The following is a 24,866-nucleotide window of genomic DNA, read 5'->3' as shown; positions in this document are numbered from 1 at the left end:
AAAAGCGAATATTATTTCGTATATCAGGATAGATTGTTCGCTATTTACACTAAATTTAAATAATTTCTCTTCATTTTTGAGCTTAGTATGCCCGTTTTAATTTACAGGATTCGGCAATTTGCATAAAAAAAGACCGGAAACCATAAGGTTCCCAGTCTTAAATTCACAAGTTATACGGATTCTTGTTTAGTTTATTTAGCTCTTAAGATACTCTGGCTTACTGATTGTCTTTTGCCCCAATACTCTATCCGTAACATTTATAAACATGGACTTGTTTTGATATTTTTGAAGATGGAAAAATTCGTCTTGCTGATAGTATTGAGATTGATCCATATTAAGATACTTAATTCTAAACGAGATTGTGTTGCCTTCCTCATCATAATAACTAGGCGCGACATAAAATCGAAATATTTCGCTTTGATTTACTAATAAATTAAATTCCCGATAGTTATAACCATTGATGTTGATTTTTATCAGTAGCGCATTCCCAGCACCTACGTTAGTTAATCTATATTCGAAATAGTAAGCTTTATTTTTCCGAACCTGATCTACCATGCTTTTTTCGATTTTTCTTACAATATTTACATTCATAAAATCTAGAACGATTACTTGATCATCTAAACCATGCAGTTTGAAATCATCGGCAGACATAGGTTCTATTCTACAATCGATTAATGGCTTTATCTGTTGGATCCTGTCGATCCTTTTAGAACGTTCAGTATATAATATTGTAATAACTACTGCAAAAATAGTAGCAAGTGCGCCAAGAATTGTAGAATAATAAGCCAATACATCACTGGCTTCCCATCTTGTAACATATTTTGGCTCTGACTTGTAAAGTTCATTAATAAAAATAGGGACACCGACTAATAAAATGAGCGCCAATAAAATGATAAATAAATTCAATATTAACTTTCTAATATTTAGTTTGCCCGCTTTCTCGAAGAAACCATCACTATTTTTCTTTTTCTTCAAACTTATTCAACTCCGTAAATGCTAGATAATTAGTCAGAAACATTTTATCAATTCTTCTATTGATTATGTAGGAAAAAAGTAAATTGCCACAAATTTGAGAAGTGGCGTAATGAAGCAAACTCGTAAATGCAGTTTGTTGAAGTCCTCGGTCAAATCCTGATATCGGTCATAAAAAAATACTCCCTTTTATTTGCTAAACAACGCAGATAAAAGAGAGTAATTTTTGTACTCTATTGTTGCAGACGTCGCGGGATATTCACTACCGCCAACGCTGGAAACCCATTCGCATCAAGGATTCCAAGCGATTGGCGGCGTTAAGTTTTCCCGTTCCTACTCCCACTCGATCGTAGCCGGCGGCTTCGAAGTAACGTCGTACACGATCCGGTTGACGTTGTCCACCTCGTTGACGATGCGCACGGAGATTTTCTCCAGCACATCCCAAGGGATACGTGCCCAGTCGGCGGTCATGCCGTCGATGGAAGTTACGGCACGGATGCCTACGGTATAGGAATAGGTTCTTGCATCGCCCATGACGCCGACGCTCTTCATGTTCGGAAGCGCGGTGAAATATTGCCAAATCTCACGGTCAAGTCCGGCCTTGGCGATTTCCTCACGCAGGATGAAGTCGGAATCGCGAACGATTTTCAGCTTGTCCTCGGTTACTTCGCCAAGCACCCGGATGGCCAGACCCGGTCCAGGGAACGGTTGTCTCCAGACGATTTCACCCGGCAGACCAAGCTCTTCGCCGACCTTGCGAACCTCATCCTTAAACAGGGTATTCAGCGGCTCAATCAGCGAGAACTTCATGTCCTCCGGCAAGCCGCCCACATTGTGGTGAGACTTGATCGTTTGTGCGGTAGCCGTGCCGCTCTCCACGATATCCGTGTACAGCGTACCTTGAGCCAGGAATTTAAAGTCGTCGAACTTCTCCGACTCTTCATCGAAGACATAGATAAACTCGTTGCCGATAATTTTCCGCTTACGTTCCGGATCATCGACTCCCGCCAGCTTGGACAGGAACCGTTCGCGGGCGTCGATCTTGACGACCTTCATATCGAATTTGCCGCCGAACGTTTCCATCACGCTTTCGGCTTCCCCTTTACGAAGCAATCCATGATCGATAAACATGCAGGTGAGCTGATCTCCGATCGCTTTATGAATCAGCGCGGCTACCACGGAAGAATCTACGCCGCCGCTAAGCGCGCAAAGCACCTTCTGGTCTCCGACTTGCTCGCGGATTTCGCGGACCTTATCTTCGATAAACGTCTCCATGCTCCAGTTACCTTCGCAACCGCAGATATCATAGATGAAGTTCTTGATCATTTCATTGCCATGAACGGAATGACGCACTTCCGGATGGAATTGTACCCCGTAAATTTTACGCTGCTCACTAGCAAAACCCGCTATCGGGGCATGGTCGGTCGAAGCATCCACTACGAAGCCTTCCGGTAGCTCAACCACGTGGTCTCCATGGCTCATCCATACCGTTTGCTTCGAGTCCAGACCCTTCGTCAGCGCCGAATGCTCGGCAAAATCAACATCCGCTTTCCCGTACTCGCGTTTTGCCGCGCGTTCCACTTTACCCCCAAGCTGCTGGGCCATAAGCTGCATGCCGTAACAAATTCCGAAGATGGGCACGCCGACATCATAAATCGCCGGATCGCTATGAGGAGCATCCTCCGCGTAAACGCTGGAAGGTCCGCCCGAAAACACGATTCCCTTCGGCGCAAGTTCGCGAATCTTCTCTACCGGCGTGTTAAACGGCAGCAATTCGCTGTATACGCCCAAATCCCGGATTCGTCTTGCTATCAGTTGGTTGTATTGTCCACCGAAATCAAGAACGACAATTATTTCATTTGGCTTATTCATTACCGAGCCTCCCTTAATTCATGAAACTAATTATACGAAACGACAAAAGAGCTCGTCAAGGAAGACCCGGCGGCAAATCATCGGCTTTGAAACGCCAAATTCCGGCAAAGTTTCAAGAAGTCCCTGCTCTCGGTCCGGTCCAATCCGGCCCTCCCATAATAGAGGGTTTCCCAAATCGAGACAAAGCTTTCCAAATTTCCGTTTTGACCACCATTCCGGGCAGCGATCATCTCCGTATACTCCCTTGCGGTCATACCGCTTGCCTTCGGTCCAAAGGCAAGGTGCATTTCCTGCCAGACGCGGTCGGCGGCCAGCAGCAATTCGCTCCTTGAAGGAAACTTCCGGCTCCGCCTCAGCATAAAGAGCCATAGAAGATAACGGCTTTCCCGAAACCATGTTTTCCGGTAAATGACAGCCGCAAATAACGCAAACCCCGCCCCCAACACGATACTGGTCCAAAGAAACAGGGCTCCCTGAACCACAGTCCAGCCTTGTAAGATCAAATCGCCGATTCCGGTCATGAGCACTTTCGCGGTAACCCGCAGATTCCGCCACAAATCCGATTTTTGATCTTCGGCGCTTGCGCCCGAAGTTTCTGCCGTACCCGCGGCAACGACCGATTCATACCCCGGGGTCGGGTCAAAAGGAATCCAGCCCTCTCCCGGAAAATAGACTTCCACCCAGGCATGCGCATCCGCATAACTGACGTTGTAACGATTCTCCTCCCCGGTAACCGGCGTTCCCGGTGCAAATCCCTTGACCCATCTGGCAGGAATTCCTCCACTCCGGAGCAGCACGGTCATTGCCGTTGAAAAGTGATCGCAGTAGCCTATTTTCTGTCCGAACAGGAAATAGTCGACGAAATCGGCTCCTTCCGGCGGAGACTCCGTATCCAAACTGTAAATATGATGCTTCTCCAAATAGTCCATCACAGCCATTACGGCGTCGTACCGGTTCGGCCGGTTCTCCACGAGGCTTGTGCCTAGCTTGCGTACCCGGTCCGGCAAGTGGTCGGAAAGTTCGAGATTGCGGTTACTGATTTCCGCAGGATCTTCCCCCTGGATCAGACGCAACCGGTCTGAGGAGATGGACGGCAATCTGGCGGTCAGCTCATATCCGTAAATCTCCTGTTCCAAAAATGCCCGTTCAAAGTAAACCGCATCCGAATCCGGATCTTGGCGGGTACTGACTTGCTTTGATCCCGATTCCGGATGTCCCGCAAAAATATGCTCAATCTTCACGGGGCTTCCCCCGCTAAAGAATGGTACAGTTCCTGTCACCGGCTGCTTGAATAACACTCTTTGTTTAATGACAGCGGTTGAGCGTCCAGAATCCGTTTCCGAAATTCCGTTAGCCTCCAGTTCTTCCGCAGTTTCGGCAAACTCGACTACTCCCGCTGCATCCGTGCCATTAGGAGACTCGCTGACTCCCGCGGTTACAGAGACGGCCGGCATGGATTCAACCTCCATTTCGACCGCTTCCGTGATGTCCGGGGCATTCACCGGTGACGAGATCCAGCCTTGGCCTGTATATATGCTTTTGCTTTCGCCGCGCCAATAAGTATTTTGTGGCGATACCGCCGTAAAATAGGTCTCGTGGCGAAGGCGCAGCGGAGCCCCTAGCCGGGAGTCGTCTTTACTGTATCCTGACACGGCATAGCTCTCCGAGGAACGGCCTGTCAGTTCCGAGCCGCTCCATCTTTCCAAAGCCGCTACAACCCGGTTCCACGGAATATCCCTTGCCGGTTGCACCGGAAGCAGCGAGCTCAGCAGCAGAGCGCCCATTACGCATCCTGCCGCCACGACAGCACCGGCCCCGATTCCTTTCGATTTGCCGGGGGCATCCTCGCCCAGATGATTGCGAAGCAATAGGGTTTGAAGCACGAGCCCCAACGCAGCGGAACGCAACAGTCCGGGATATACCGGCACTTCCCCAACTGTTTCGAGAGCTATCAGATATAGCAAAGTTGCCGAAAAAAAGAGCAAAACACTATGCTTACTGAGCGCTAGCATCTGCACCGACACCACCAACAACGTCCACCCGACCAACAGCAATAGCGTACGGGACTCCTCACTGATTCCGTACAGCCTTCCGGACTGAACAATCTCCATAAAATCTGCGGCAAATAGTTGGGCATATCCTACGAACCATGAAACGCCTTCTTCTTGCCCATGCAAAAATAATAGCGAGCCGGCCACCAGGAACGAAGGAAGCAGAGCAGCCAGAAATGGCGGGAGCCGCAAGCAGCCTGTGACTAGCAAGATGCCGGTAACGCTCATAAACAGGACGATTAACTTGGTCGGCTCCCCTCCCAAAAAGGAATGCAAAGGGTACAGCCATTCTCCGAACATAGCGAGCAGGAGCGCGGAAAGAAAGAATCGCTGTCCAATTTGCCTGAGCTTTCCTCGATTGCCTGCCACAGAGGAAGCCATGGAGGACTCATTAAATAACCCGGAACCCCGACTCGATAATGAGTCCGAAGTCGGGCCCGCAACGGAACTTGTATCCGGGCCTGCCGTTGGGGCCATAGCCGAGCCCTCGCCTTGCGAACTAAGCGATATCATGCCTGTCCCCTCCCTTATGCGTCATTGCCGGCAAGCTGGAATAATTACGCAGATCGACAACGGACAGACCGCATTCCCGCAAAGTCATCGCCAGGGAGGCTGAATCCGCGTGTTCACCGTTTCCGCAGGCGCACCAAATTTCCAGCGTCTTGCCGTGTCCCGCAAAGTGCATCGAGGCCTCGGTCAACTCCTGCGTCAAACGCCCCGTAATGAAGGTCAGGGCATGCACCTGTTCCGAAGCCTGGACGAAACGCAGGAGTTCCGCACCCGAAAGGCCAGGTGCCGTAGTCGCGCCGGCCAGCAGGTCGAGCGCCGCCTTCAGTCCGCGACTGCCCGAAAAAATCTTGGCTGCCCGAGAACCCGGTTCGCGGCTTCGGCCCATTCCTCCGTAACTGAAGCCTACTTCGCGGGAGGACTCGAGCTCCCGGCCAAACCAGACGGCCGCAGCCGAAACGGCGAGCTCAAACCCGCTGCCGGGTCCGCGCTGGTTCGCGGCGCTTCCCGCCCGGTTCCCGTCGCGGGGATACGATGCTTCATCTGTATCCAAAATCAGAAAACGGGAAGGCGATTCGGGGAGATCGGGAATACGCGTCAGCAGCGCCCCTTTCTTGGCGGAACTCTTCCAGTGAATCCGGCGAAGCGGATCTCCCGGTTCATACGTCCGCAGCAGTCCCGTGTCGAGGGAGCCCTGATTCGTCGCGGCTCGCCCGGAGCGCACCCCCTCTCCGTCCGGCTGGAGTATCTCCTGCCCGGCGGGATCAACGGGCAGCGGCGCAGGGTGAATGACAAGGACGTCATTCGCCGCTGCGCGCAAAGAACGCTTGAACCACCCGAAGGAATCCCCCCAAGTAATCAGCACGGGCTCTCCGGTATAGATCCCCCGGCTCGTTTTTTCCATATAATAAGTGCCTGTAAATTCACGTTTCCAACCGCCAAAAACCAGCTTGCTTCCTTGCCGCTCCCCATCTTTGTCCGGCCCCGTTTCCTGAGAAACCGACCAGGCATCTTCGGCTTGCACCCATAAAGGAAATCCTCCGGAAAGCTTTATGGTCAACGTAACGACCACGGATTCTCCGGCCCGCGGGTTCAAGGGATACCAAGAGCGCTCTACTTTGGCATGTTTGGGTCCGAACAACTGGGCTACCGCGCCCTGAACAATCACAATGACCAATAGCAGCAGCAGAAAAAGCAGCGATTTGCCACCCTTCCAACCATAAAGCGCGCCAAGCGAGCCTACAGCCAGAACACAAACCAGCCATGTCCAAAGCCCGTTCTTCATAGAGATCCTCCTGAAGCCTGGGGTCTGCTGAACATAGGCACCTCCGTGCGATTAAGCAGGTCGGTAACGACCTTCGCTTCGCGAATACCGGAAAACGCCGCCTCCGTCTTCAAAACGACCCGATGGGCAAGCACGGCTTCGGCCACTGCTTTTACGTCATCCGGGATTACATAGGTTCTCCCGCGATAGTAGGCCATCGCCTGCGAGGCTCCCATCCAGGCTAGCGTACCGCGCGGACTAATGCCGAGCGAGAGTTGGGAGTGGCGCCGGGAAGCTTGAGCGACCGAGACCAGATATTGTTTGATCCGCTCATCCACCAGCACGGATCTTACTTTGTGTTGCATAAGCTTGATCTCTTCAGGCAGCAATACCGGTTTGATCTCCGCGACCGGTTCCTGCATTCTGCTCAACATTTGGATCTCCTGCTCCGGCTGCGGATACCCCAGGGATAAACGCATCAAAAAACGGTCTAGTTGGGCCTCCGGAAGCCGGTACGTCCCTTCGTATTCGAGCGGGTTCTGCGTAGCTAGCAGCAAAAAGGGCTGCGGCAGCGCCCTGGTGATGCCATCCACGGTTACCTTGCGTTCCTCCATGGCTTCCAGAAGCGCCGATTGCGTCCGCGGAGCCGCGCGGTTGATCTCATCCGCCAGCACGAAGTTGGCATGTACCGGACCCGGCCGGAACTCGAACTGACCGGTTTGCGGCTGATATACCGTAACGCCGGTTACATCCGTAGGCAGCAGATCGGAAGTAAATTGAATCCGTCCGAATGAACCGCCCATGCAGGCGGCAAGCGTCCGGACCAGCAATGTTTTGCCCACCCCGGGTACGTCTTCGAGCAAAATATGCCCGCCGTAAAGCATGGATACGACCGCAAGCTCAATTTCATCACGTTTCCCGACAACAACGGTCTCCACGCGCCCCACCAGTCTCTCCAAGATTTCCCGAGCCTGCTCGTGAATCATCTCTCATCCCTCCATAGAAACAGCAAATCTATCAACCAGTTTTCCCAAAAACTAGTCGTCATAGACATGCGCCAGAGAGAAAAGAAAGGGACTGTCTCATCATGCCTTCCTTGATATTATAAAGCCTTGACTCTCCGTTCCTGCCGGCCGGATTTAAATGAAACGATAGAATGTCCCGTCGATTCCAGCAGCGGCCTCAGGGATATCCAAAGCGAATCGTACTTCCGGCTGAAAGTCACCGGCAGGGTCTCAATAGGCTGATTCACACTTTGGGACACTAGAGTTTCCTTGCGCGGATCTATCGTGACCGTAGCGTCCCCCCAAAGCAGCAGCGCCGATTGGGTCGGCCCGTCCCACATCACCTTGGCTCCCAGGCGCTCCATCATCGACCGCAGCGGTACCATGTACTGGCCGTCGCTTAGTTCGTATTCCCCCGGCTCCAGCTTTGTTTCGACTCCTCCAGCTTCTACGTACAGCGGCTGCCCCGGTCCGAATAGCGCCGCATTCGGCAAGACATGATTTTCGATCCAGGCGGCTGAAGGCGCAGGCTTTGTCTTGCTCTTGACCGAAGCGGCCAGACTGAATTGTACGGGGTTCTGTTCCGGAGTAAGCGCGCGGAACCCGTATCCATGGTTTTTATAAAATTTGATGATTTCCGGCAATGCCTTCACGGACTCTCCATGTCCCGTTCCGTCATGCAGCAAAACGATCATTTCATTTTTTAGTTTCTCCGAGGTTGCATTTTTGACGATTTCTGCGGCTGGTACCCCTTTTCGTCTAGAATCCCCGCTGTCTACGTCCCAATCGAACACTTTATATCCAGCCTGTTCCAATAACTTGAAATAAGTCTCATCAAAATGGCCGTAAGTTCCTCCCGGGGCCCGCAGCAAGACGGGACGATCCCCCGTAATCTCCCGCAACACTTCTTCCGTCTGCTTGATCTGATTCCAAAACCGGGGGAAACTGCTGTACAAATCGCTATATTCATGATCATAGGTATGATTTCCAATGGCATGTCCGGCTTCCGCCGTACGCAAAATAATCTCCGGGGATTGCTTGGCATGCTCACCCAACACGAAAAATGTAGCAGTGACTTCCTCTTCCTTTAATATGCTTAATACCTCATCCGTCAGCTTGCTGGGACCGTCGTCAAAAGTAAGATAAACGATCTTTTCTTCTTCCTTCTTCCCGGACACAGCCTTGTCGGACTTGACGGTTGAGACGGCGGACAAAAGTGTAGCCGCTGCTTCCGTCTTCTCCTCGGGTAACGCGGCAAGCTCCACTTGGGATGCCAAAGGCGCTGCAGGAGTCTCGGTAGCGGCCGAGCTCTCCGGGTCATGGACTGCCGTTAAGGAATTAGCAGATACCGCGGGCATGGACGTCTCCTTTTCCCCATAGATCGAAGCTGCAGTGATGATCATGATGATTGCGATGGCTGCTATCCGAAACTTTTTTAAACTCGACATCCGTCTTTTTCTCATTTATTTCTACCTCCGCCGTTTATATCAATCATTTTGCTTTCTGGTAGATTGTATGAAGGTAGAAAAGAAAATAGACTTCCTCAAATGAAGGAAGGAAAACAATTCCCCGAAAAAATCATAAAAGGATCATTACAGTCTCTATTACTGCAGTGCTCTAACGGCCTCAACCACTTGATCCGCATGCCCTTTAACCCGGACTCCGCGCCATTCTTTAACTAGCGTCCCCTCCTCGTCGATCAGGAAGGTGGAGCGTACAATGCCCTCATATTCGCGGCCATACAGTTTTTTGAGCTGCCAGACGCCGAACAAAGTACAGACCTCATGGTTTTCGTCCGACAACAGCGGAAATGGAAGACTTTGCTTCTCTTTGAACCGGTCATGAGATTTCACCGGATCGCCGCTGATGCCCAGCACGACTGCTCCTTCCTTCTGAAGCTGCCCGCTGCGGTCGCGGAAATCGCAAGCTTCCTGCGTGCAGGCCGGGGTCATATTTTTCGGATAAAAATAAATGACGACCTTGCGCCCGCGGAAATCTTCCAGCGACACCTCTCCCCCGCCGCTTGCCGGAAGCTTGAAATCGGGCACGGGCTGCCCCAGTCGAACTTGTTTCTTTGCCATGATAGGTTTCTCTCCTTATCCAATTACAGTCCCGTGTATAGCTGCAAATACATGGGCCGTTACATATGCAATTGTCTAAATATGATAAATTGATTGTAATTATAAAAGAAATTATAATGTAATGATATGAAGACATCCATTTTTGAAGCGAATCTATTCGTTTTTCTCTGAAAGGACGAACAAAATGACAAAACGCACAAAACGAGCGATCATCTGGTCTGTGGCAGGAGTTCTGGTCGCCGTCGCCGCTTTCGTGGCTTATTATTTCATCGCCATTTACAACCAGGTCGACGACTTCCAAAAGACCGGCGAAGACTCTCCTTTTTATAAGGTACAACCCACCGAAACAAAAGTTCCCGAGCCTCCGAAATGGGAAGGAACCGAACGCGTTAATCTCCTGCTGATGGGCGTCGATGCCCGCGGCCTGAAAAAGGGGGAGATCCCTCGTTCCGATACGATGCTTGTCGCTTCGCTTGATCCTGTCGCCAAAAAGATCTATCTCTTCTCGATCATGCGCGACACTTATACGGAAATTCCGGAACACGGTTCGGACCGCATTAACACGGCGATTACGCATGGACCGAACACGGCCATGAAGGCGGTATCCGATCTGCTTGGCATTCCGGTCCAATATTATGTATACACCGACTTCCAGGGGTTCAAAGAGCTGGTCGATGCCGTTGGCGGGGTTGATTTTTACGTTGAAAAAGATATGCACTATACCAGCAAAGCGGATAAGCACGAATTTGATATCGATCTTAAAAAAGGTCAGCAGCACCTGGACGGAAATACTGCGCTGCAATACGTGCGTTTCCGTCATGACGCCATGTCCGACTTTACCCGGACGGAGCGCCAGCGGAATTTCCTGAAGGCCGTGGCGGATAAATTGAAATCGACCACCTCGATTATGAAGCTCCCGTCGATTCTGGATAAAGTGAATCCGTACATCGACACCAACCTGTCCGTCGAAGATATGTGGAAGCTCGCCACAGTAGGCTACTCCAGTGACATGAGCTCCAGCGAACAGATTCCGCCGATGGAACTGCTCGTGGAAAAAACAGTCGGAGGCTCGGCCGTATTGGGCGTTCGCAGCGAGGAGGAGCTCAAAGCTTACGTGGAAGAGGTATTTAATAGAACAACCGAAACCAATACGGGTACTGAAACCGATAGCGGCACTTCCGGAACGGAGAACGGCGGCGGCAACTCGGCTGACGGAAGCGCAAACGGTTCGGGAGACGGCGATAACGGGCAAACCACTTCCACCGGACCTTGAGCCGGCGGAAGTGGCATAAGCCTTAAGTTGTGATTTAAGCTGCCGCTCCTTGCGATGAACAAGACAACATCTTGTTCAACCGAACCTATTCTGAAAGGACGTTTTACTTTTATGAACCGAAAGCAATCGGAACTTCTTTACGAAGAAGCATTGAAACACATTGTCGGCGGCGTCAACAGCCCTTCCCGCTCATTCAAGGCGGTCGGGGGCGGGGCACCCGTCTTTATGAAAAATGCCGAAGGCGCGTATTTCTGGGACGTGGACGGAAATCGTTACGTCGACTACCTCGCCGCCTACGGACCGATCATTACGGGCCATGCCCATCCGCATGTGACCAAAGCGATTCAGGAAGCGGCCGCAAACGGCACGTTGTACGGAACTCCGACCGAATTGGAAATCAAGCTGGCCGTCATGCTGAAGGAAGCCATTCCTTCGATGGACAAGGTCCGGTTCGTCAATTCCGGCACCGAGGCGGTAATGACGACGATTCGGGTAGCCCGCGCTTATACGAAGCGCAACAAAATCATTAAATTCGCCGGGTGCTACCACGGCCATTCCGATTTGGTGCTGGTGGCTGCCGGTTCCGGGCCGTCCACGCTCGGCATTCCGGACAGCGCCGGCATCCCGACGAGCATCGCCCAAGAAGTAATCACGGTGCCGTTCAACGACGCGGAGGCACTGGGGGATGCTCTCGAACAATGGGGCGATGACGTAGCTGCCGTCATGGTTGAACCGATCGTCGGCAACTTCGGCATGGTGATGCCGAAACCCGGCTTTCTTGAAGATCTTTGCCGCTTGGCTCGGCAGTACGGGGCACTCGTCATTTATGACGAAGTCATCACCGCCTTCCGCTTCCATTACGGATCGGCTCAAACCTATGCCGGACTTGCCAATCATGATCTGATCAAGCCGGATCTGACCGCACTCGGCAAAATCATCGGCGGCGGCCTGCCGATCGGGGCTTACGGCGGCAGCAAGGAAATCATGGAGCAGGTCGCTCCGCTCGGACCGGCGTACCAGGCCGGGACGATGGCGGGTAACCCCGCATCCATTTCCGCGGGCATCGCCTGCCTCGAGGTGCTGAAAGCCGAAGGCGTCTACGAAGTGATGGAGCGCCTGACCGTCAAGCTGACGAACGGCCTGGCGGAATCCGCCAGCCGCCATGGCGTCCCGCTTACGATCAACCGGATCCGCGGCTCCTTCTCCACCCATTTCTGCGACCATCCGGTCACGAATTACGACGAAGCGCAGGATACCGACGGCGAAGTATTTGCCGCATTCTTCCGCGCCATGCTGAACCGGGGCGTCAATCTTGCCCCGTCGAAGTACGAAGCCTGGTTCCTGACGACGGCTCATAAGGAAGAAGATATCTACTTCACGCTGGATGCTGCCGAGGCGTCGTTCAATGAAATAAGTTCAAAATAAGCGCCAATAAAAAGGCTGCCCGACGTAGCAAAACTACGTCGGGCAGCCTTTAATTATTGCGTTACTTATTTGGCTTCAATTTTATCAAAGTAGTTCTCTTGCACATATTGTGCAGCTGTATCCAGCTGCTTCTTGGAATCCGTACCTTTCTTGGAGAACGATTCCTGCACCACGTTGGACATCGTCGCGTAGAAGTCCTGGGTGCCGAACTGCGCTTCCGGCTTGCCTTCCAGCAAAGTGAAGAGGTTCGGATCATATTTGTACACATTGTCGTACTTGTCGTAAATCGCTTTTACTTTCGTAGCGTAGTCGGAATCTTCGCTGAAGTATTCAAGCGGCGTCGGGATATAGTATTTACCTTCCGCTTTACGGGCTTGAATCGTATCTTCTACGGATTTCAACGCATCGTCGGTAAAGTAGTCAAATGTAATGTAACGGAAAGCCATTTCTTGTTCGTCTTTCGTGGCGTTCGGGTTGACTACAAGATAGTTGCCGCCCAGAATCCCGTAATGCTTGCCGCCTTTCTCCGCAGCCGGCATCGGGTAAACGATCACGTCTTCAGGCTTCATGCCACCTTCATTCAAAGCCGCTTGAACTACGTCAAAAGCTCCGGCGATAACCATGGCCGTACGCCCTTGTTGGAACGAACTTACCGCATCTCCCCAACCAAGCGCCCAGTCTTGAGGAATCGCATTGGCTTCCCATCTCAGCTTCTTATAGAAATCAAGCGCTTTGACGCCGGCTTCGGTGTTGAATGCAGCCGTTACTTTGCCGTCTACGTTCGTTTCGATATCTCCACCGGCTTCGAACAGGAAATTCGTCCAGTTCCAGCCTGCTTCATTCCCTTTCCCCATCGGAGCAATCCCGGAAATGCCCTTTTTCGGATCGGCAACGCCTTTAGCGGTGTTATACATATCGTCCCAGGTCCAGTCGAGGGCAGGGGCGGTAACGCTTTTCGCATCAAGCAATTTCTTGTTCACAACCGTGGAGGTAACATAACCGTTTTGAGTTACCCCGAATACTTTTCCGTCCACGATAAACTGATTTTGCAGCACCGGGTTGATCTCGTCTTTATATTCCCAGTTGTTCCAGAGATCCGTAATGTCTGCGACCCATCCGCGCTCTACAAGGAAATTCGCTTCCGTTGCCCAAGTATTATAGAAAGTGGGGGCTTCGTTGGACGCCATTTTTACGCCGATTTCGTTAATGTCGTATTTCCAGTCATCCTTAACGATCGTTACGTTCGGATATTTTTCCTGGAACCGGGCGATTTTATCGTCCTCTTGCGCACGAAGCGTAGTTTCATCCGGCAACGGATAATGGATTTTCAACGTTATTTTTTTCTGCGTAATATCTTCCGTGGTTCCTTCGGCCTGAGTGGCATTATTTCCGCCCGAATTGGTGACCGCTCCTTCATTGGTCTTGACCTCCGCATTGTTCTTGCCGCCGCACGCAGCAAGCAGCGAACCGAACAGCATGAGGCACATCAGGACTGCTGAAAACTTGCGCATTGATTGATACTCCCCTTTTCAATGAATATTATTTTTAGTTACGTTTCTATCTTAAAGTCGAACCCTGGCTAAGACGATGTGCATTCATATGGCGATCATGTGCAGCGCTACGCTAAATGAAAACGCTATCCTATCCCTTCACCGCCGACAGGCTGACGCTGCGGACGATAAACTTCTGGAATACCAGGAATACGAAGATCGGCGGTACCATGACCATAAACAGAATCGAAAACTTAATGCTGCTATCCAAACTCCGAGCATTGATTACGTATTTATAAATGGCGGTTGCCAGCGTGTACTTGTCTTCCGTGTGCATAACCAGTGACGGCCAGAACCAATCGTTCCAGGCGGTGGAGAAAATAAAGATCGCCAATGTCGCAAAGATGGGAACCGAAAGCGGAATCGCAATCCTCAAATAACTGGACAGCTCCGAGGCACCGTCAATCCGGGCGGCTTCAAAAATTTCCGGATGGATCCCGTCGAAGAAATTTTTCATGAGCAGAAAATAGTAGGCATTCGCACCGGCCGGCAGCCAAAAGGCCCAATAGGAATTTAACAGTCCCAATTCCTTGAGGTTGACGAAGTTCGGAATCATATAGCTGGTCGCCGGAATAAACAGCGTCAACAGGATAAAGAAGTAAATCGCCCGGCTATGAGGAACGCGAATTCGTGAAATACTGAACGCCGCCAAGCCAAGCACCATAATGGTCATGACCAGGTTCCCCAGGAATATAAACATCGTATTTTTGAGAAACACCGGCAACTCGATATAATTCCAGCCCTTAGTGAAGTTTTCCCAGTGCCATGTCGTTGGAAAGAACTTCGGCGGGAACGTGTTGATCTCGGGATTGCTTTTTAACCCGTTAAACATCGTCATTAGAATCGGATACAGCATGGTAACGGCCATAACGGCAATGCATAAAACCATGAAGGCATAAACGATTTTATTCCCCGGCTTCCGCAGGTCTGAACGCGATAAGATGCCTCTTTCTTCCATTTTAGTATTCCTCCCTGTTGACCTTGAATTGAATGATGCCGAGAATGCCTAACACGATGAACATGAGCACGCCCAGCGCCGTACCGGCACCATAATCCAATTGGGTAAACGCATATTTCACCGTAAAAAGCGCATAAGTCAGCGTAGCCTTGTTCGGGCCGCCATCCAGCAAGGCCAGTTGGGATTGATACGCCTGCGAGGTACCGATGACTTGCAAGATTAGCATCAGCACGATCAGGCTGCGCATGGAAGGCAGCGTGATGTGCTTGATCCGGTTCCAAACTCCCGCGCCGTCGATCTCGGCCGCTTCGTACCAGTCTTTCGGAATGCTGAGTACCCCGGCCAAATAGATCAGCATCGCCGAGCCGAACTGCTGCCAGGTTTCCATGAACACGATGGAAATCATCGAGAAGCGCCCATCCGAAATAAAGGAGACCGGGTCGGCTCCGAACCAGCCTAGTATCGCGTTAATCGGCCCTACCGGGTCATACATCCATCTCCACATGCCATACAAAACGACTCCCGGTACGACGAAAGGCAAATAGGCCGCGATCCGGGCAAAGCTTTGAAAGAACTTCAACTCCGAAATGGCGATAGCTGCCGCAATCGGCACCCAGAACCCCATAATCAGCGTAAGGAACATAAAATATAGCGTGTTCTTGACGGAAAGCCACAGGTCCGGATTATGAAAAATTTTGATGTAGTTATCGAATCCGACAAACGTGTTTCCTTTTACAAAATCGATATTGTAGAAGCTGTAAACCATTCCTTTAATGATCGGAACCCATAAAAAAATAATAAAAATGACGATTGCCGGAACCAGAAAAAGATATCCCCAAATATGCTTTTTCCAGTTTGATGTCCGAGTGTGCTTCTTTGTCTCTCTTTCAGGCCCCTTTGCCCTGCGTGCTGGTGAAACCACTGATTCCTCCATGAGTCTCCCTCATTCCTCTTTAGTGTCCAGCTTTCATTTTAAGAAAATGCAGGGGCTCCGAACATGTCTAAAACTATGTGAAGTATAACCGTTCTTACTTCTTCAAGTCGGAGGGGCTGACACCGAAGTGTTTTTTGAAAATCTTGCTGAAATGTTCCGGGGATTCATATCCGACTCGCTCTGCAATTTCATAACGGCGCAAGTCGGTATTCAATATCAGCGATTTGCTTTCTTCCATCCGCAGTTTGATTACATACTCCCATAAATTGTAGCCGGTATTTTTCTTGAAGAGGTAGCTCAGGTAATTGGGACTGACATGATTTTTCTTGGCCACGTCATGAATGGTGAGTCCCTTCTGGCTGTAGTTTCCTTCGATATATTGTTTGGCGCTCTGGACGATCCGGTTGTTCTGCGAAGACAATTCTTCGGCGGAAGGATCCTGGGTAAAGTTATTCCAATTAAAATCGCCGTAATAAAAAACGTGGTAATCCCCTTGTTCCGCGCCCCAAAGAATCGCTTTCTCCGCTTGCCGGCTCAGTACGCTCAAAAACTCGGCGCCCCTCAAAATCTGGCTGATGCCGACCGTCGCCTCGATTCCAAGATACTTGTTCACATGATGGTGCAGGCTGCGTCCGATCATCTCAAGCTGGTTGATTTTATTCACGTCCAACTCGGCATACTCCGCTTCATTCCATTGCAGCAGGATACTGATTTCCCAATCGGCGGAATAACAGGCCAGCGCATTCCACTCTTTGTACAGCAGCTCTTTGGCTACGTTCAAGGACGCATACCGGAACAGCTTGGCGTCCCTGTCGGTATAGGCGTTCTCTCGATCTCCTCCGCCCGTTTTGCGGTGATCCAGACTCAGTTTGATGATAGAAAAATAAGGCCCCCGGACCCCCAATTCGTTCTCCAGTTCCCGTAATCCGGCATCTTCCCCCGCAGGCATATTGGCTGCGAGCAATGTCTTCAACCGTTCATTTTGTTCCGGTTCAAGCTCCTCCATATGGAAATGCTCGGTATCCTGCAACAAAAAATCGTCGATTTGCGGCACCGGTTTATCCATCTTCAGCAAGGTGTTTCGGACCGAATCAAGGAACTGTTCCCGGCCCAGCGGTTTGATCAGATAATCCCTGGCTCCGAGCCGGAGCGCCATTTGTGCATATTGGAAAGTCTCGTGTGCGGAAATAATGATGGTTTGCACCCAAGGTTTGATCATTTTTGCCTGATGCATCAGCTCTATGCCATTCATCTCTCCCATCTGGATATCCGTGACGAGCAGATCGATCTCTTCCATCCGAATATAGTCCAACGCCTCGTGGCCGCTATAGGCGGTGTAAATCGTCCCGATTCCTAGTCCAGACGAGGTTAATAGTCCGGCCAGGCCTTTGCAAATCAACGGTTCGTCGTCAACGACCAAAATATTGTACATGTTAGATTCCTCCTGGTTGCTTATTCCTCCGACTGAAGCGATCTGGGAAGATGAAGGGTCGCCTTCGTCCCGCCCCCTTGGCGCTCCGCGTAGGACAGACCGTAGCCCGGCCCGAAATGCAGCCGAATACGCTGGTGTATGTTGCGAATGCCGTATCCGAACGCCGGATTCGGACTTTCCTCTTCCAGCAGCCGGTTGATCATGTCATAATCTACCGGCTTATATCCGTTGTCTTCGATATAGAGATAGATGTTCTCCTCATCTCCTTGGGCGCTGATCCCGATTTCCCCGTCCTCGCCCATATGCCTCACCCCGTGAATTATTCCGTTCTCAATCAACGGCTGAAGCGAAATCTTGGGAATGACGACCGGAAGCAAATCCTCTGGGATGTTGATCAAAACCCGGAATTGATAGTCATATCGGTGCTGCTGAAGTTTGATATAAGCTGATGCATGCTCCAGTTCCTCCTCCAGCGTAATCAGTTCCCTGCCCCGGCTAAGGCTGATTTTCATCAGTTTGGACAGCTCCTTGATCATCTCCGTGGAGACGTGGTTCCCCTCCATGGAGCTTTTCCAGTAGATGCTTTCCAGGGTGTTGTATAACAAATGGGGATTAATTTGCTGATAAAGAATTTGCAGTTGCGACTCCTTCTGCTTCAGATCCATCGTGTATTTGTAATGAACCAGATCGTTCAGGCGCCGGGCCATGTCGTAAATCGTGGACATCAGCACGCTGATCTCATCGTTCTTGTTTCGCCGCGGCGTCTCCGGCACCACGTTCCCGGGTTCATAACGCCTGACGAAATAAACCAGCTTCTGAATCGGCGTCATGAGCGAGCGCCAAAAATATAGCATGAAGATTAGGCTTCCGGCGAAAAAAACGACCGAAATCAGCTGAATGACCTGCTTGATTTCATTCTGCTGCTGCAGCAGCGCTTGAACCGGCACTTTGTAAACCAGCTTTTGCTGTAGAACGCGATTATAATTAATGACATAAATAAATTTGTCGGTGATGATATCCTTCACGCCGATGGCGGAATCGCCGATCTCCGCCTCCGGGGGCAGCTCCAATATCGCGCTGTGATCCTTTGTCCGGGCGGTCAAGATCCGGTTTTCAAAATCCGTAAAATATAGCTCCCCTTCCGGCAAGGAAACGGTCTGCAAGGATTCCCCGATCCGTCCGTCCAGATTCGTCACGACCAGCACCCCAATCGTTCCGTTTTTGTAGATATTGTTGATCGCCCGGATGTAAGCCAGTGTCCTCTGGTCTCCCTGTCCCTTGGACGGAGGCGATAAATGCTCGACCAGCCTCAGGTAGCCCTTCCCTTTTTTCGCTACCGCTTCATCAAACCAATCTGGCTTCTCCTGTTCCGAGAAAAAATATACCCCGGATGTTCGTTTGCCCGGATAATACGGCGCGAAAAAATACGTATTCTTTGGATCATAAACATAGAGCGAATAATACAACGGCTCTCGTTCATCCGTTTCCTGCGAATAGTTTGTCAGCAGGTCTTCCAGTTTCTCGTAGTTTTTCACCCGTTCCAGCACCGTCTCCCCTGTTGAAACCGGATTCAATTGCTGCAACAGCGAATTTTGAAACACCGTCGAGGTAACTTTGTTGACCGCTTCGATATCCCGGTTGATGAGCCGGAAATTTTGCTTGTTCAATTCGATATAGGCATTCGTAACATGCCGCTTCAAGATTTGGTCCGCCCGGAAGTTGCCATAGGCGTTCAAGACCAATAGCGGAATAATAATGACCAAAAACAGCAGGAATAGCTGCTGCTTCACATTCATTTTGTTGAGCGGATTCCTGAATTTCTGTCTCAATCTCTTTGCACCCCCGGCACTTTAACTATAACAAGAATGAAACCTGCAGGTATGCGCATTTCTACGCACATCATGAGCGTTTCTCCGATGAGATCTTTCGCTCCGCGTGCCGTTTCCCTCCCTAGTGTAAAGGATTTCGGACGGCTTGCCAGCAAAAATTACACGGAAGACATGAAAAAGACCTGAGGCAGGCTTCGCCTCAGGTCTCATTTCTAGTCCAGCTTGATTTCTACTCGCTGAAATTCATAATCACTTTATCGCTTGGCTGAACGGTAGCTTGCCTTTATCAAACCAGTTCGTATAAGCCGCCAATCACGCGGTCGGCTTCCGCCAAAATATCGGCGCTGCCGATGCCGACCACCTTGCTGCCGGCGGATATGCCGGCCTGCACTCCGGCCGCCGCGTCTTCGAACACGACGCATTCGGACGGCTCCAGCCCCAGCGCAGCGCTGGCCGCCAGAAACACCTCAGGGTCCGGCTTGGCTTTGGACACTTTCGTACCATCAATGATGGCGTCGAACAACTCCGTAATCCCGAGCCGATTCAGAATGAACTCCGCATTCTTGCTCGCCGAGCCGAGCGCTACCTTGACTCCCTTGCTTCTCAGCAACAGCAAATACGCTCTCGCCCCCGGCAAAATTTCGGACGGCTCCAGCCGGGAAATGTAGTCCACGTACTCCTTGTTCTTGGCGTCGGCCATTTCAAGCCGCTCAGCCTCATCGGCTTCCACACCGCCGACCTCCAGCAAGATTTGCAGCGATTCCATCCGGCTGACCCCTTTAAGCCGTTCGTTGTCTTCCTCCGTGAATTCGAACCCGAGCCGCTGCGCCAATGAGCGCCAAGCCAGGTAGTGGTATTTCGCGGTATCCACGATCACCCCGTCCAAATCGAAGATTGCGCCTTTCATCGTTTCCAGCATGATATTCTCTCCTTGCTTGATTCTATTTTTTATAGATCGACCCTAGCCGTCTCACCGGGCGCGACCTGAATATCACGAGTCCCGATCTTGAACGCCACCGTTTCGCCGTTACCCGCCCCGGCTTCTACGGCAACGCCGGTCGGCATGACGCGAACCTTAAAGGATTGGCCTCTCAGGATCAGCGAAAGTTCCACCGCCTGCCATTTCTGCGGCATCGACGGCTTAATGCTTGCCGTCTTTCCGTCGAAGGATATCCCGGCAAACCCTAGCACCGCCGCCATCCAGGCGCCCCCGTTCGCTGCTGGATGCGTGCCGCCGATATACAAATCTCCAACGTATTGCTTGGAATCCCCGGTCAGGTCAATGGTCGCCGTTCGCAGGAAGTAGGGATAAGCCCATTCTGAAGAACCGATATCCGCGGCCACCAGAGCATAGATGCAGGAGCTCAGGCTTGAGCCGTGCTCGGTGCGCGGTTCGTAAAACTCCCAGTTCGCTTTCTTCGTTTCCCGGTCGTATTGATTCTGGAACAGATGCAGCATCAGCACCACATCGGCCTGCTTCAATATTTGCGTGGTCGTTGCCAGGCCGTTCCCGCCGCCCCAATATTCGTTCTTGTTCAACACTCTCGATTTCAGCTCCGGCAGCGGAACGTCTTCTAACGCAAAGTATCTATCGAACTGCTCAATCAGCTTGGTCTCGGCGTCCGGCTGCGGTACGTACAGGCGATCATGCAGATCGCGGATATGTTCCGGCTGAATCGCGCTTCCCTTAACGAGCGCCTCATATTGCTGCGGGTCATTCGTGCGCAGGAAGTCCATCGCCTCCAGAGCGACGTACAGGGATCGTTTGACCAGGGCATTCGTAAACGCATTGTTGTTCACCCGCTCATGATATTCGTCCGGCCCGGTGACATCGAGAATTTCATAGCGTTGTTTGCCGGGATTAAAATAGGCATAAGTGTAAAAAAATCTGGCGCATTCCCATACCGTTTCTGCTCCTCCGTTCAACAGCAGGCTACCGTCTCCGGTGAAGCTGTAATACTGCCAGATCCCGTAAGCCACGTCCGCGCTGATATGCACCTGCTTGTCGCGGAAATAAGTACGCATCGGCCGCCCGGTAAACACGTCGTTGACGTTGAACAGCGTGCAGGCGTCATCGCCGCTCTCCTGGCTTTCCCAGGCGTAAAACGCACCTTCATAGCCGTATTCCGCCGCTTTTCTCCGCGCGCCGTCAAGCGTATGGACCCGGTACATCATCAGATTGCGTGCCGCTTCCGGCTGACTGTACAAGAAGAACGGAAGCATGAACATTTCCGTATCCCAGAACACCGCGCCTTTATACACCTGGCCCGACAAGCCGCGCGCCGGGATCGACAGCTTCTCGGAATGTTCCGGCGCGATGATCAACAGCTGGTACAAGCTGTACCGCAGCGCCAGTTGAGCCTCTTCATCGCCTTCAATCACTACATCGGCGCGGCTCCACTTTTCCTCCCATTTTGCCGCGTGCTCCCGCAGCAGAGCTTCATATCCGAGGACGGCGGCCTCCCGGCTGAGTCGCAGCGCCGCTTCGCCGGGATCGCCGGCGCCGTCGAGGCCGGTAAACACCGCTACGTACTTATAGATCGTATACGTCTCGCCCGCGCGGCATGGCACGCGAAGTTCCCGGGCCATTAATCCCGGGGTTGCCGTATCCTCTATGACTGCTTCAGCGTCAAATTCATAGCTTGCCGCTTCCGCTACAGCCACAGGCACTTTCAGTTCCTGCGTCGTTCCGGAAAGCAGCAAGCTCCCTTCGGCCTGGCGTCCGGCCAGCCCTTCCAAATGCGGGCCGTTAATGTCCCACACCTCGCCGTCGATCCCCGTGCGGATCACCAGTTCGCCGTCCGCACTGGACGTAATCGAGATTTTGGCGGCGAGCAGGTTCAGCCGCTCCGCGCTCGCAAACCGCTCCGCATTAACCGTGACCCGGCGTTCCTCCGCTCTGCCGGGTATCCCGAACACCGTCACGCGGCGGTGCACCGCCTGCCGGATATCAAGCTCCTGCTCATGCTCAAGAACCTCCGCATCCGAGGACAGGACGCCAAGCGGCGTCCCCTCATACTCTGCGACTGTAAAGAGCCCGTTCGGCGCGTTCACCGGCTCGCGCCACTTCCCATCGACCCGGTCGTACAGCCCGGCCAGCGTTGTGGCCGTCAGCTCTTCCCGCGTGAATTCTTCCATCGTTCCCCGGTAACCCATATATCCGTTGCCAATCATGAATTTGTTGCCGTTCGCGGCTATCCGGTCCTTATCGAATCCTTGCTCCCGTATTCTCCAGTTCACCCTGTCACCCTACCTTTACTTGATCCAAAGCGACCTTGATACCCTCGACCCCTACCCGGTAACATTGACCGTACAGCGAGATTTCCACGGGTTCTCCCGAATCGGCACGGAAATACGCATACTCCTTGTTCACTTCCACGGCCAGCTTCGTTCCGCGGAAAGTGATCGGGAAGCGGTATTGCCCCCACCGCTCAGGGATGCTCGGGTTAAACACCAGCTTCTCCCCGTCCGAGCGCATACCGCCGAAGCCATACACGATATTCATCCAGGCGGCGGCAATCGACGTGGTATGCAGACCTTCGCGGGTATTGCGGTTATAATTATCCAGATCAAGACGCGTCGCAAATTCGAAGAACTTGTACGCTTCCTCCGGCCGGCCGATCTCGGCGGCGATGATGGAGTGGATCGATGGCGACAACGAAGATTCATGAATACATCTCGATTCATAATAATCATAATTGGCGCGTTTTTCCTCTAGCGGGAACTGTCCACTGTACAGGAACATGAACATCAGCACATCCGGCTGCTTGATCATGTCGTACCGGTACAGGCGGTCGTAAGACCAGTGCGAATAGAGCGGAAACTCAGTTACCGGAATAGAGTGAATATCCAGATGCGGCATATCGAAAAAGCCATCATGCTCTTCATAAATTCCGCTTGCTTGGTCTTGAGGGATTTTCATGCGCTCGGCCTTGTTAGCCCAATCGGCTTGCTCCTCCTCCGTTAATCCCAACCGCTCCGCAAGCTCGCCAAAAGCGGCCGCTTCCTCGCCGCGCATTCGGCTTATCGACTCCAGGGTATATTCAAACATTTTCTTGGCCATCAGGTTAATATAGCAATTGTTGTTGACCATCAGTTGGAATTCATCGGGACCCATGACGCCAAAATAACCGTACTCGTCGGTCTTTTGCCCGAATTGTCCCCGCGTGGCGTAGAAACGGCTGATTTGAATCAGCATTTCCAGGCCTTTTTCATACAAAAAGGTGGTGTCGCTCGTAATGTTGACGTAATGACGGATGCCATAAGCGACCGCGGTGCCTACATGCAATTGCAGGTTGGAATGCTGCCACAAATCGCAGCTCTCCGTGCCGTCGATGGTAGCGATCGGATAGAACGCGCCCTCGCAATCCAGCTCCTTCGCCCGCTGCAGCGCATAAGGAAGCGATTTGTAGCGGAATTCAAGAAGACTCTTGGCCGCCTTCGGATTGTTGAAAATATAGAACGGCAGGCAGTACGATTCCGTGTCCCAGAACGCCAGGCCGCGGTAAGCTTCGCCCGTCAGCCCCTTCGCTCCGATGTTGAAGCCCGGGTTGTCGCCGTGATAAGTCTGATACATTTGGAAAATACAGAAGCGGATCCCTTGCTGGTTTTCCGGATCCCCTTCAATTGCTATATCGGAGGCGTTCCAGACTCCAGTCCAATACTCGCGTTGCTGCAAGGCCGCCTGATCATAGCTCAGGTCCGCGTATTGCCCCGCAAGCTCCATGCCTTTCCGCCATACGCTCTCATGATCGAGGCTGAGGTCTTTTTCCGCATAATTCACGGTCAGTTTGTCCAGTGCAGTACATTTGCCTTGTTCCAGCTTGAGCAGCACGTCGCGGCCTATGAAACGGTCGCTCTCCACCAGCTTATTGTCGAGCTGACCCGGTGCCTCCACCCGGAAGGCGGAGAACAACCGGTTCTTTGTATTTACCGTTTGGCCGAGAATGCCCGCCATTCCGTCTATTTCCTGCCGTTTCAGCGTCCCCCAATAACTGCGGCCCTGATCCTCGTGCAAGACGGAAAAATCAAGACCGGTCTTGACCTGCACCGTGCCGGAGAAATTAAGCGGCTCGAACAGTATCCGCTGGCAGCCCAGATGGGAGATGGTCATGCTGACAAACCGCTCGAACTTGAGCTTCATGCTTTTTCCGTTTGACAGATGCCATACGAATTCACGGGTGTAAGCTCCGCTCTTGAAATCCAGTTCCCTGCGGAAATCGGAAAACCGGCTTTCGGCCAGATCAAGCGTTTCCCCATCCACCGTAATCCGGGCATACAGCCAATCCACCGCGTTTACCATAAAACGCAGCGATTTAATGATGCCTTTATAATGGGCCTCGACCTTGCTCTCTTCGAACAGGCCGTTAAAATAGCTCCCGAGCAGCGTATCCCCGCCATATCCTTCTTCCGGGTACCCTCTGACCCCCATATATTCATTCCCCAGTGAAAAAATCGATTCGGAAACCCGGTTGCGCGCCGGATCGAATCCTTCCTCCACCACTTTCCAGGGATCAACCACCAAGTATTTATCCGCGATTTTCGGCATGTTCCGCTCCCACTCCTTTACAGTTTTACTTTGCATCTCTATGCTATCTTCCGATAAACCTAAGCCAAGGCAGTCAGTTCTTCTCCAGATTAGCCTATGAGGACTTACCGGCCCAATGTCCAACTCTAATGACCTTATGTGCGATCATACGGAGATGGTAAAACTG

General features: G+C 51.8%; 17 protein-coding genes. 2 read left to right on the top strand and 15 right to left on the bottom strand.

Annotated features, from left to right (window positions below; genetic code table 11):
• Positions 1-195 precede the first annotated feature (195 nt).
• From DFP94_RS21670 to bcp, 7 genes are all read right to left on the bottom strand, one after another.
• Complete coding sequence (locus DFP94_RS21670; RefSeq protein ID WP_114498562.1) at positions 196-975, bottom strand: hypothetical protein; 780 nt, start codon at positions 973-975, stop codon at positions 196-198.
• Between the two features lie 330 nt (positions 976-1,305).
• Positions 1,306-2,844, bottom strand: coding sequence for a glutamine-hydrolyzing GMP synthase (gene guaA / locus DFP94_RS21665; protein ID WP_114498561.1), 1,539 nt, complete (start codon positions 2,842-2,844; stop codon positions 1,306-1,308).
• 77 nt (positions 2,845-2,921) lie between these two features.
• A complete protein-coding gene (locus tag DFP94_RS21660) occupies positions 2,922-5,408 on the bottom strand; it encodes a DUF4129 domain-containing transglutaminase family protein (RefSeq protein WP_114498560.1) in 2,487 nt (828 codons plus the stop codon).
• Positions 5,395-6,687 carry a DUF58 domain-containing protein gene (locus DFP94_RS21655; protein WP_114498559.1) on the bottom strand — a complete coding sequence of 431 codons (1,293 nt, stop codon included), beginning with the start codon at positions 6,685-6,687 and terminating at the stop codon, positions 5,395-5,397. The genes DFP94_RS21660 and DFP94_RS21655 overlap by 14 nt, the downstream gene beginning before the upstream one ends.
• Entirely contained in the window at positions 6,684-7,652 is a 969-nt protein-coding gene (locus DFP94_RS21650) for an AAA family ATPase (RefSeq protein ID WP_114498558.1), read from the bottom strand. Before DFP94_RS21650 ends, DFP94_RS21655 begins: the two co-directional genes overlap by 4 nt.
• 116 nt (positions 7,653-7,768) lie before the next feature.
• The gene (locus tag DFP94_RS21645) at positions 7,769-9,133 is read right to left on the bottom strand and encodes a polysaccharide deacetylase family protein (RefSeq protein WP_114498557.1); all 1,365 of its coding nucleotides are present in this window, start codon (positions 9,131-9,133) and stop codon (positions 7,769-7,771) included.
• 141 nt (positions 9,134-9,274) lie between these two features.
• Positions 9,275-9,751, bottom strand: coding sequence for a thioredoxin-dependent thiol peroxidase (bcp, locus tag DFP94_RS21640; protein ID WP_114498556.1), 477 nt, complete (start codon positions 9,749-9,751; stop codon positions 9,275-9,277).
• A 184-nt stretch (positions 9,752-9,935) separates the two neighbouring features.
• Between bcp and DFP94_RS21635 the strand changes: the two genes are divergently transcribed.
• Together DFP94_RS21635 and DFP94_RS21630 are read left to right on the top strand one after the other, a co-directional pair.
• A complete protein-coding gene (locus DFP94_RS21635; protein ID WP_114498555.1) occupies positions 9,936-11,024 on the top strand; it encodes an LCP family protein in 1,089 nt (362 codons plus the stop codon).
• A gap of 111 nt (positions 11,025-11,135) precedes the next feature.
• On the top strand, positions 11,136-12,449 hold the full coding sequence (locus DFP94_RS21630; RefSeq protein ID WP_114498554.1) for a glutamate-1-semialdehyde 2,1-aminomutase: 1,314 nt from the start codon (positions 11,136-11,138) through the stop codon (positions 12,447-12,449).
• A 65-nt stretch (positions 12,450-12,514) separates the two neighbouring features.
• Here the strand turns inward: DFP94_RS21630 and DFP94_RS21625 are convergent, their stop codons facing one another.
• The 8 genes from DFP94_RS21625 to DFP94_RS21590 form a co-directional block, all read right to left on the bottom strand.
• Positions 12,515-13,960, bottom strand: coding sequence for an ABC transporter substrate-binding protein (locus DFP94_RS21625; protein WP_114498553.1), 1,446 nt, complete (start codon positions 13,958-13,960; stop codon positions 12,515-12,517).
• A 130-nt stretch (positions 13,961-14,090) separates the two neighbouring features.
• Positions 14,091-14,957, bottom strand: a complete 867-nt coding sequence (locus tag DFP94_RS21620) for a carbohydrate ABC transporter permease (protein WP_114498552.1) — start codon at positions 14,955-14,957, stop codon at positions 14,091-14,093.
• Position 14,958: 1 nt separating this feature from the next.
• Positions 14,959-15,891, bottom strand: a complete 933-nt coding sequence (locus tag DFP94_RS21615) for a carbohydrate ABC transporter permease (protein ID WP_114498551.1) — start codon at positions 15,889-15,891, stop codon at positions 14,959-14,961.
• A 94-nt stretch (positions 15,892-15,985) separates the two neighbouring features.
• Positions 15,986-17,323, bottom strand: coding sequence for a response regulator transcription factor (locus DFP94_RS21610; RefSeq protein WP_114498550.1), 1,338 nt, complete (start codon positions 17,321-17,323; stop codon positions 15,986-15,988).
• 20 nt (positions 17,324-17,343) lie between these two features.
• Positions 17,344-19,152 (bottom strand): sensor histidine kinase, encoded by a 1,809-nt coding sequence (locus DFP94_RS21605; protein ID WP_114498549.1) that lies wholly within the window; start codon positions 19,150-19,152, stop codon positions 17,344-17,346.
• Positions 19,153-19,438: 286 nt separating this feature from the next.
• On the bottom strand, positions 19,439-20,071 hold the full coding sequence (gene pgmB, locus DFP94_RS21600; protein WP_114498548.1) for a beta-phosphoglucomutase: 633 nt from the start codon (positions 20,069-20,071) through the stop codon (positions 19,439-19,441).
• Positions 20,072-20,100: 29 nt separating this feature from the next.
• A complete protein-coding gene (locus DFP94_RS21595) occupies positions 20,101-22,392 on the bottom strand; it encodes a glycoside hydrolase family 65 protein (protein ID WP_114498547.1) in 2,292 nt (763 codons plus the stop codon).
• A gap of 4 nt (positions 22,393-22,396) precedes the next feature.
• Complete coding sequence (locus tag DFP94_RS21590; RefSeq protein ID WP_114498546.1) at positions 22,397-24,700, bottom strand: glycoside hydrolase family 65 protein; 2,304 nt, start codon at positions 24,698-24,700, stop codon at positions 22,397-22,399.
• Positions 24,701-24,866: the final 166 nt, after the last annotated feature.

Origin of the sequence: Fontibacillus phaseoli (assembly GCF_003337355.1) — a bacterium.
GTDB lineage: Bacteria > Bacillota > Bacilli > Paenibacillales > Paenibacillaceae > Fontibacillus > Fontibacillus phaseoli.
Note: the sequence above shows the minus strand (reverse complement) of the source record. Positions and strands in the feature narration are given on the sequence as shown.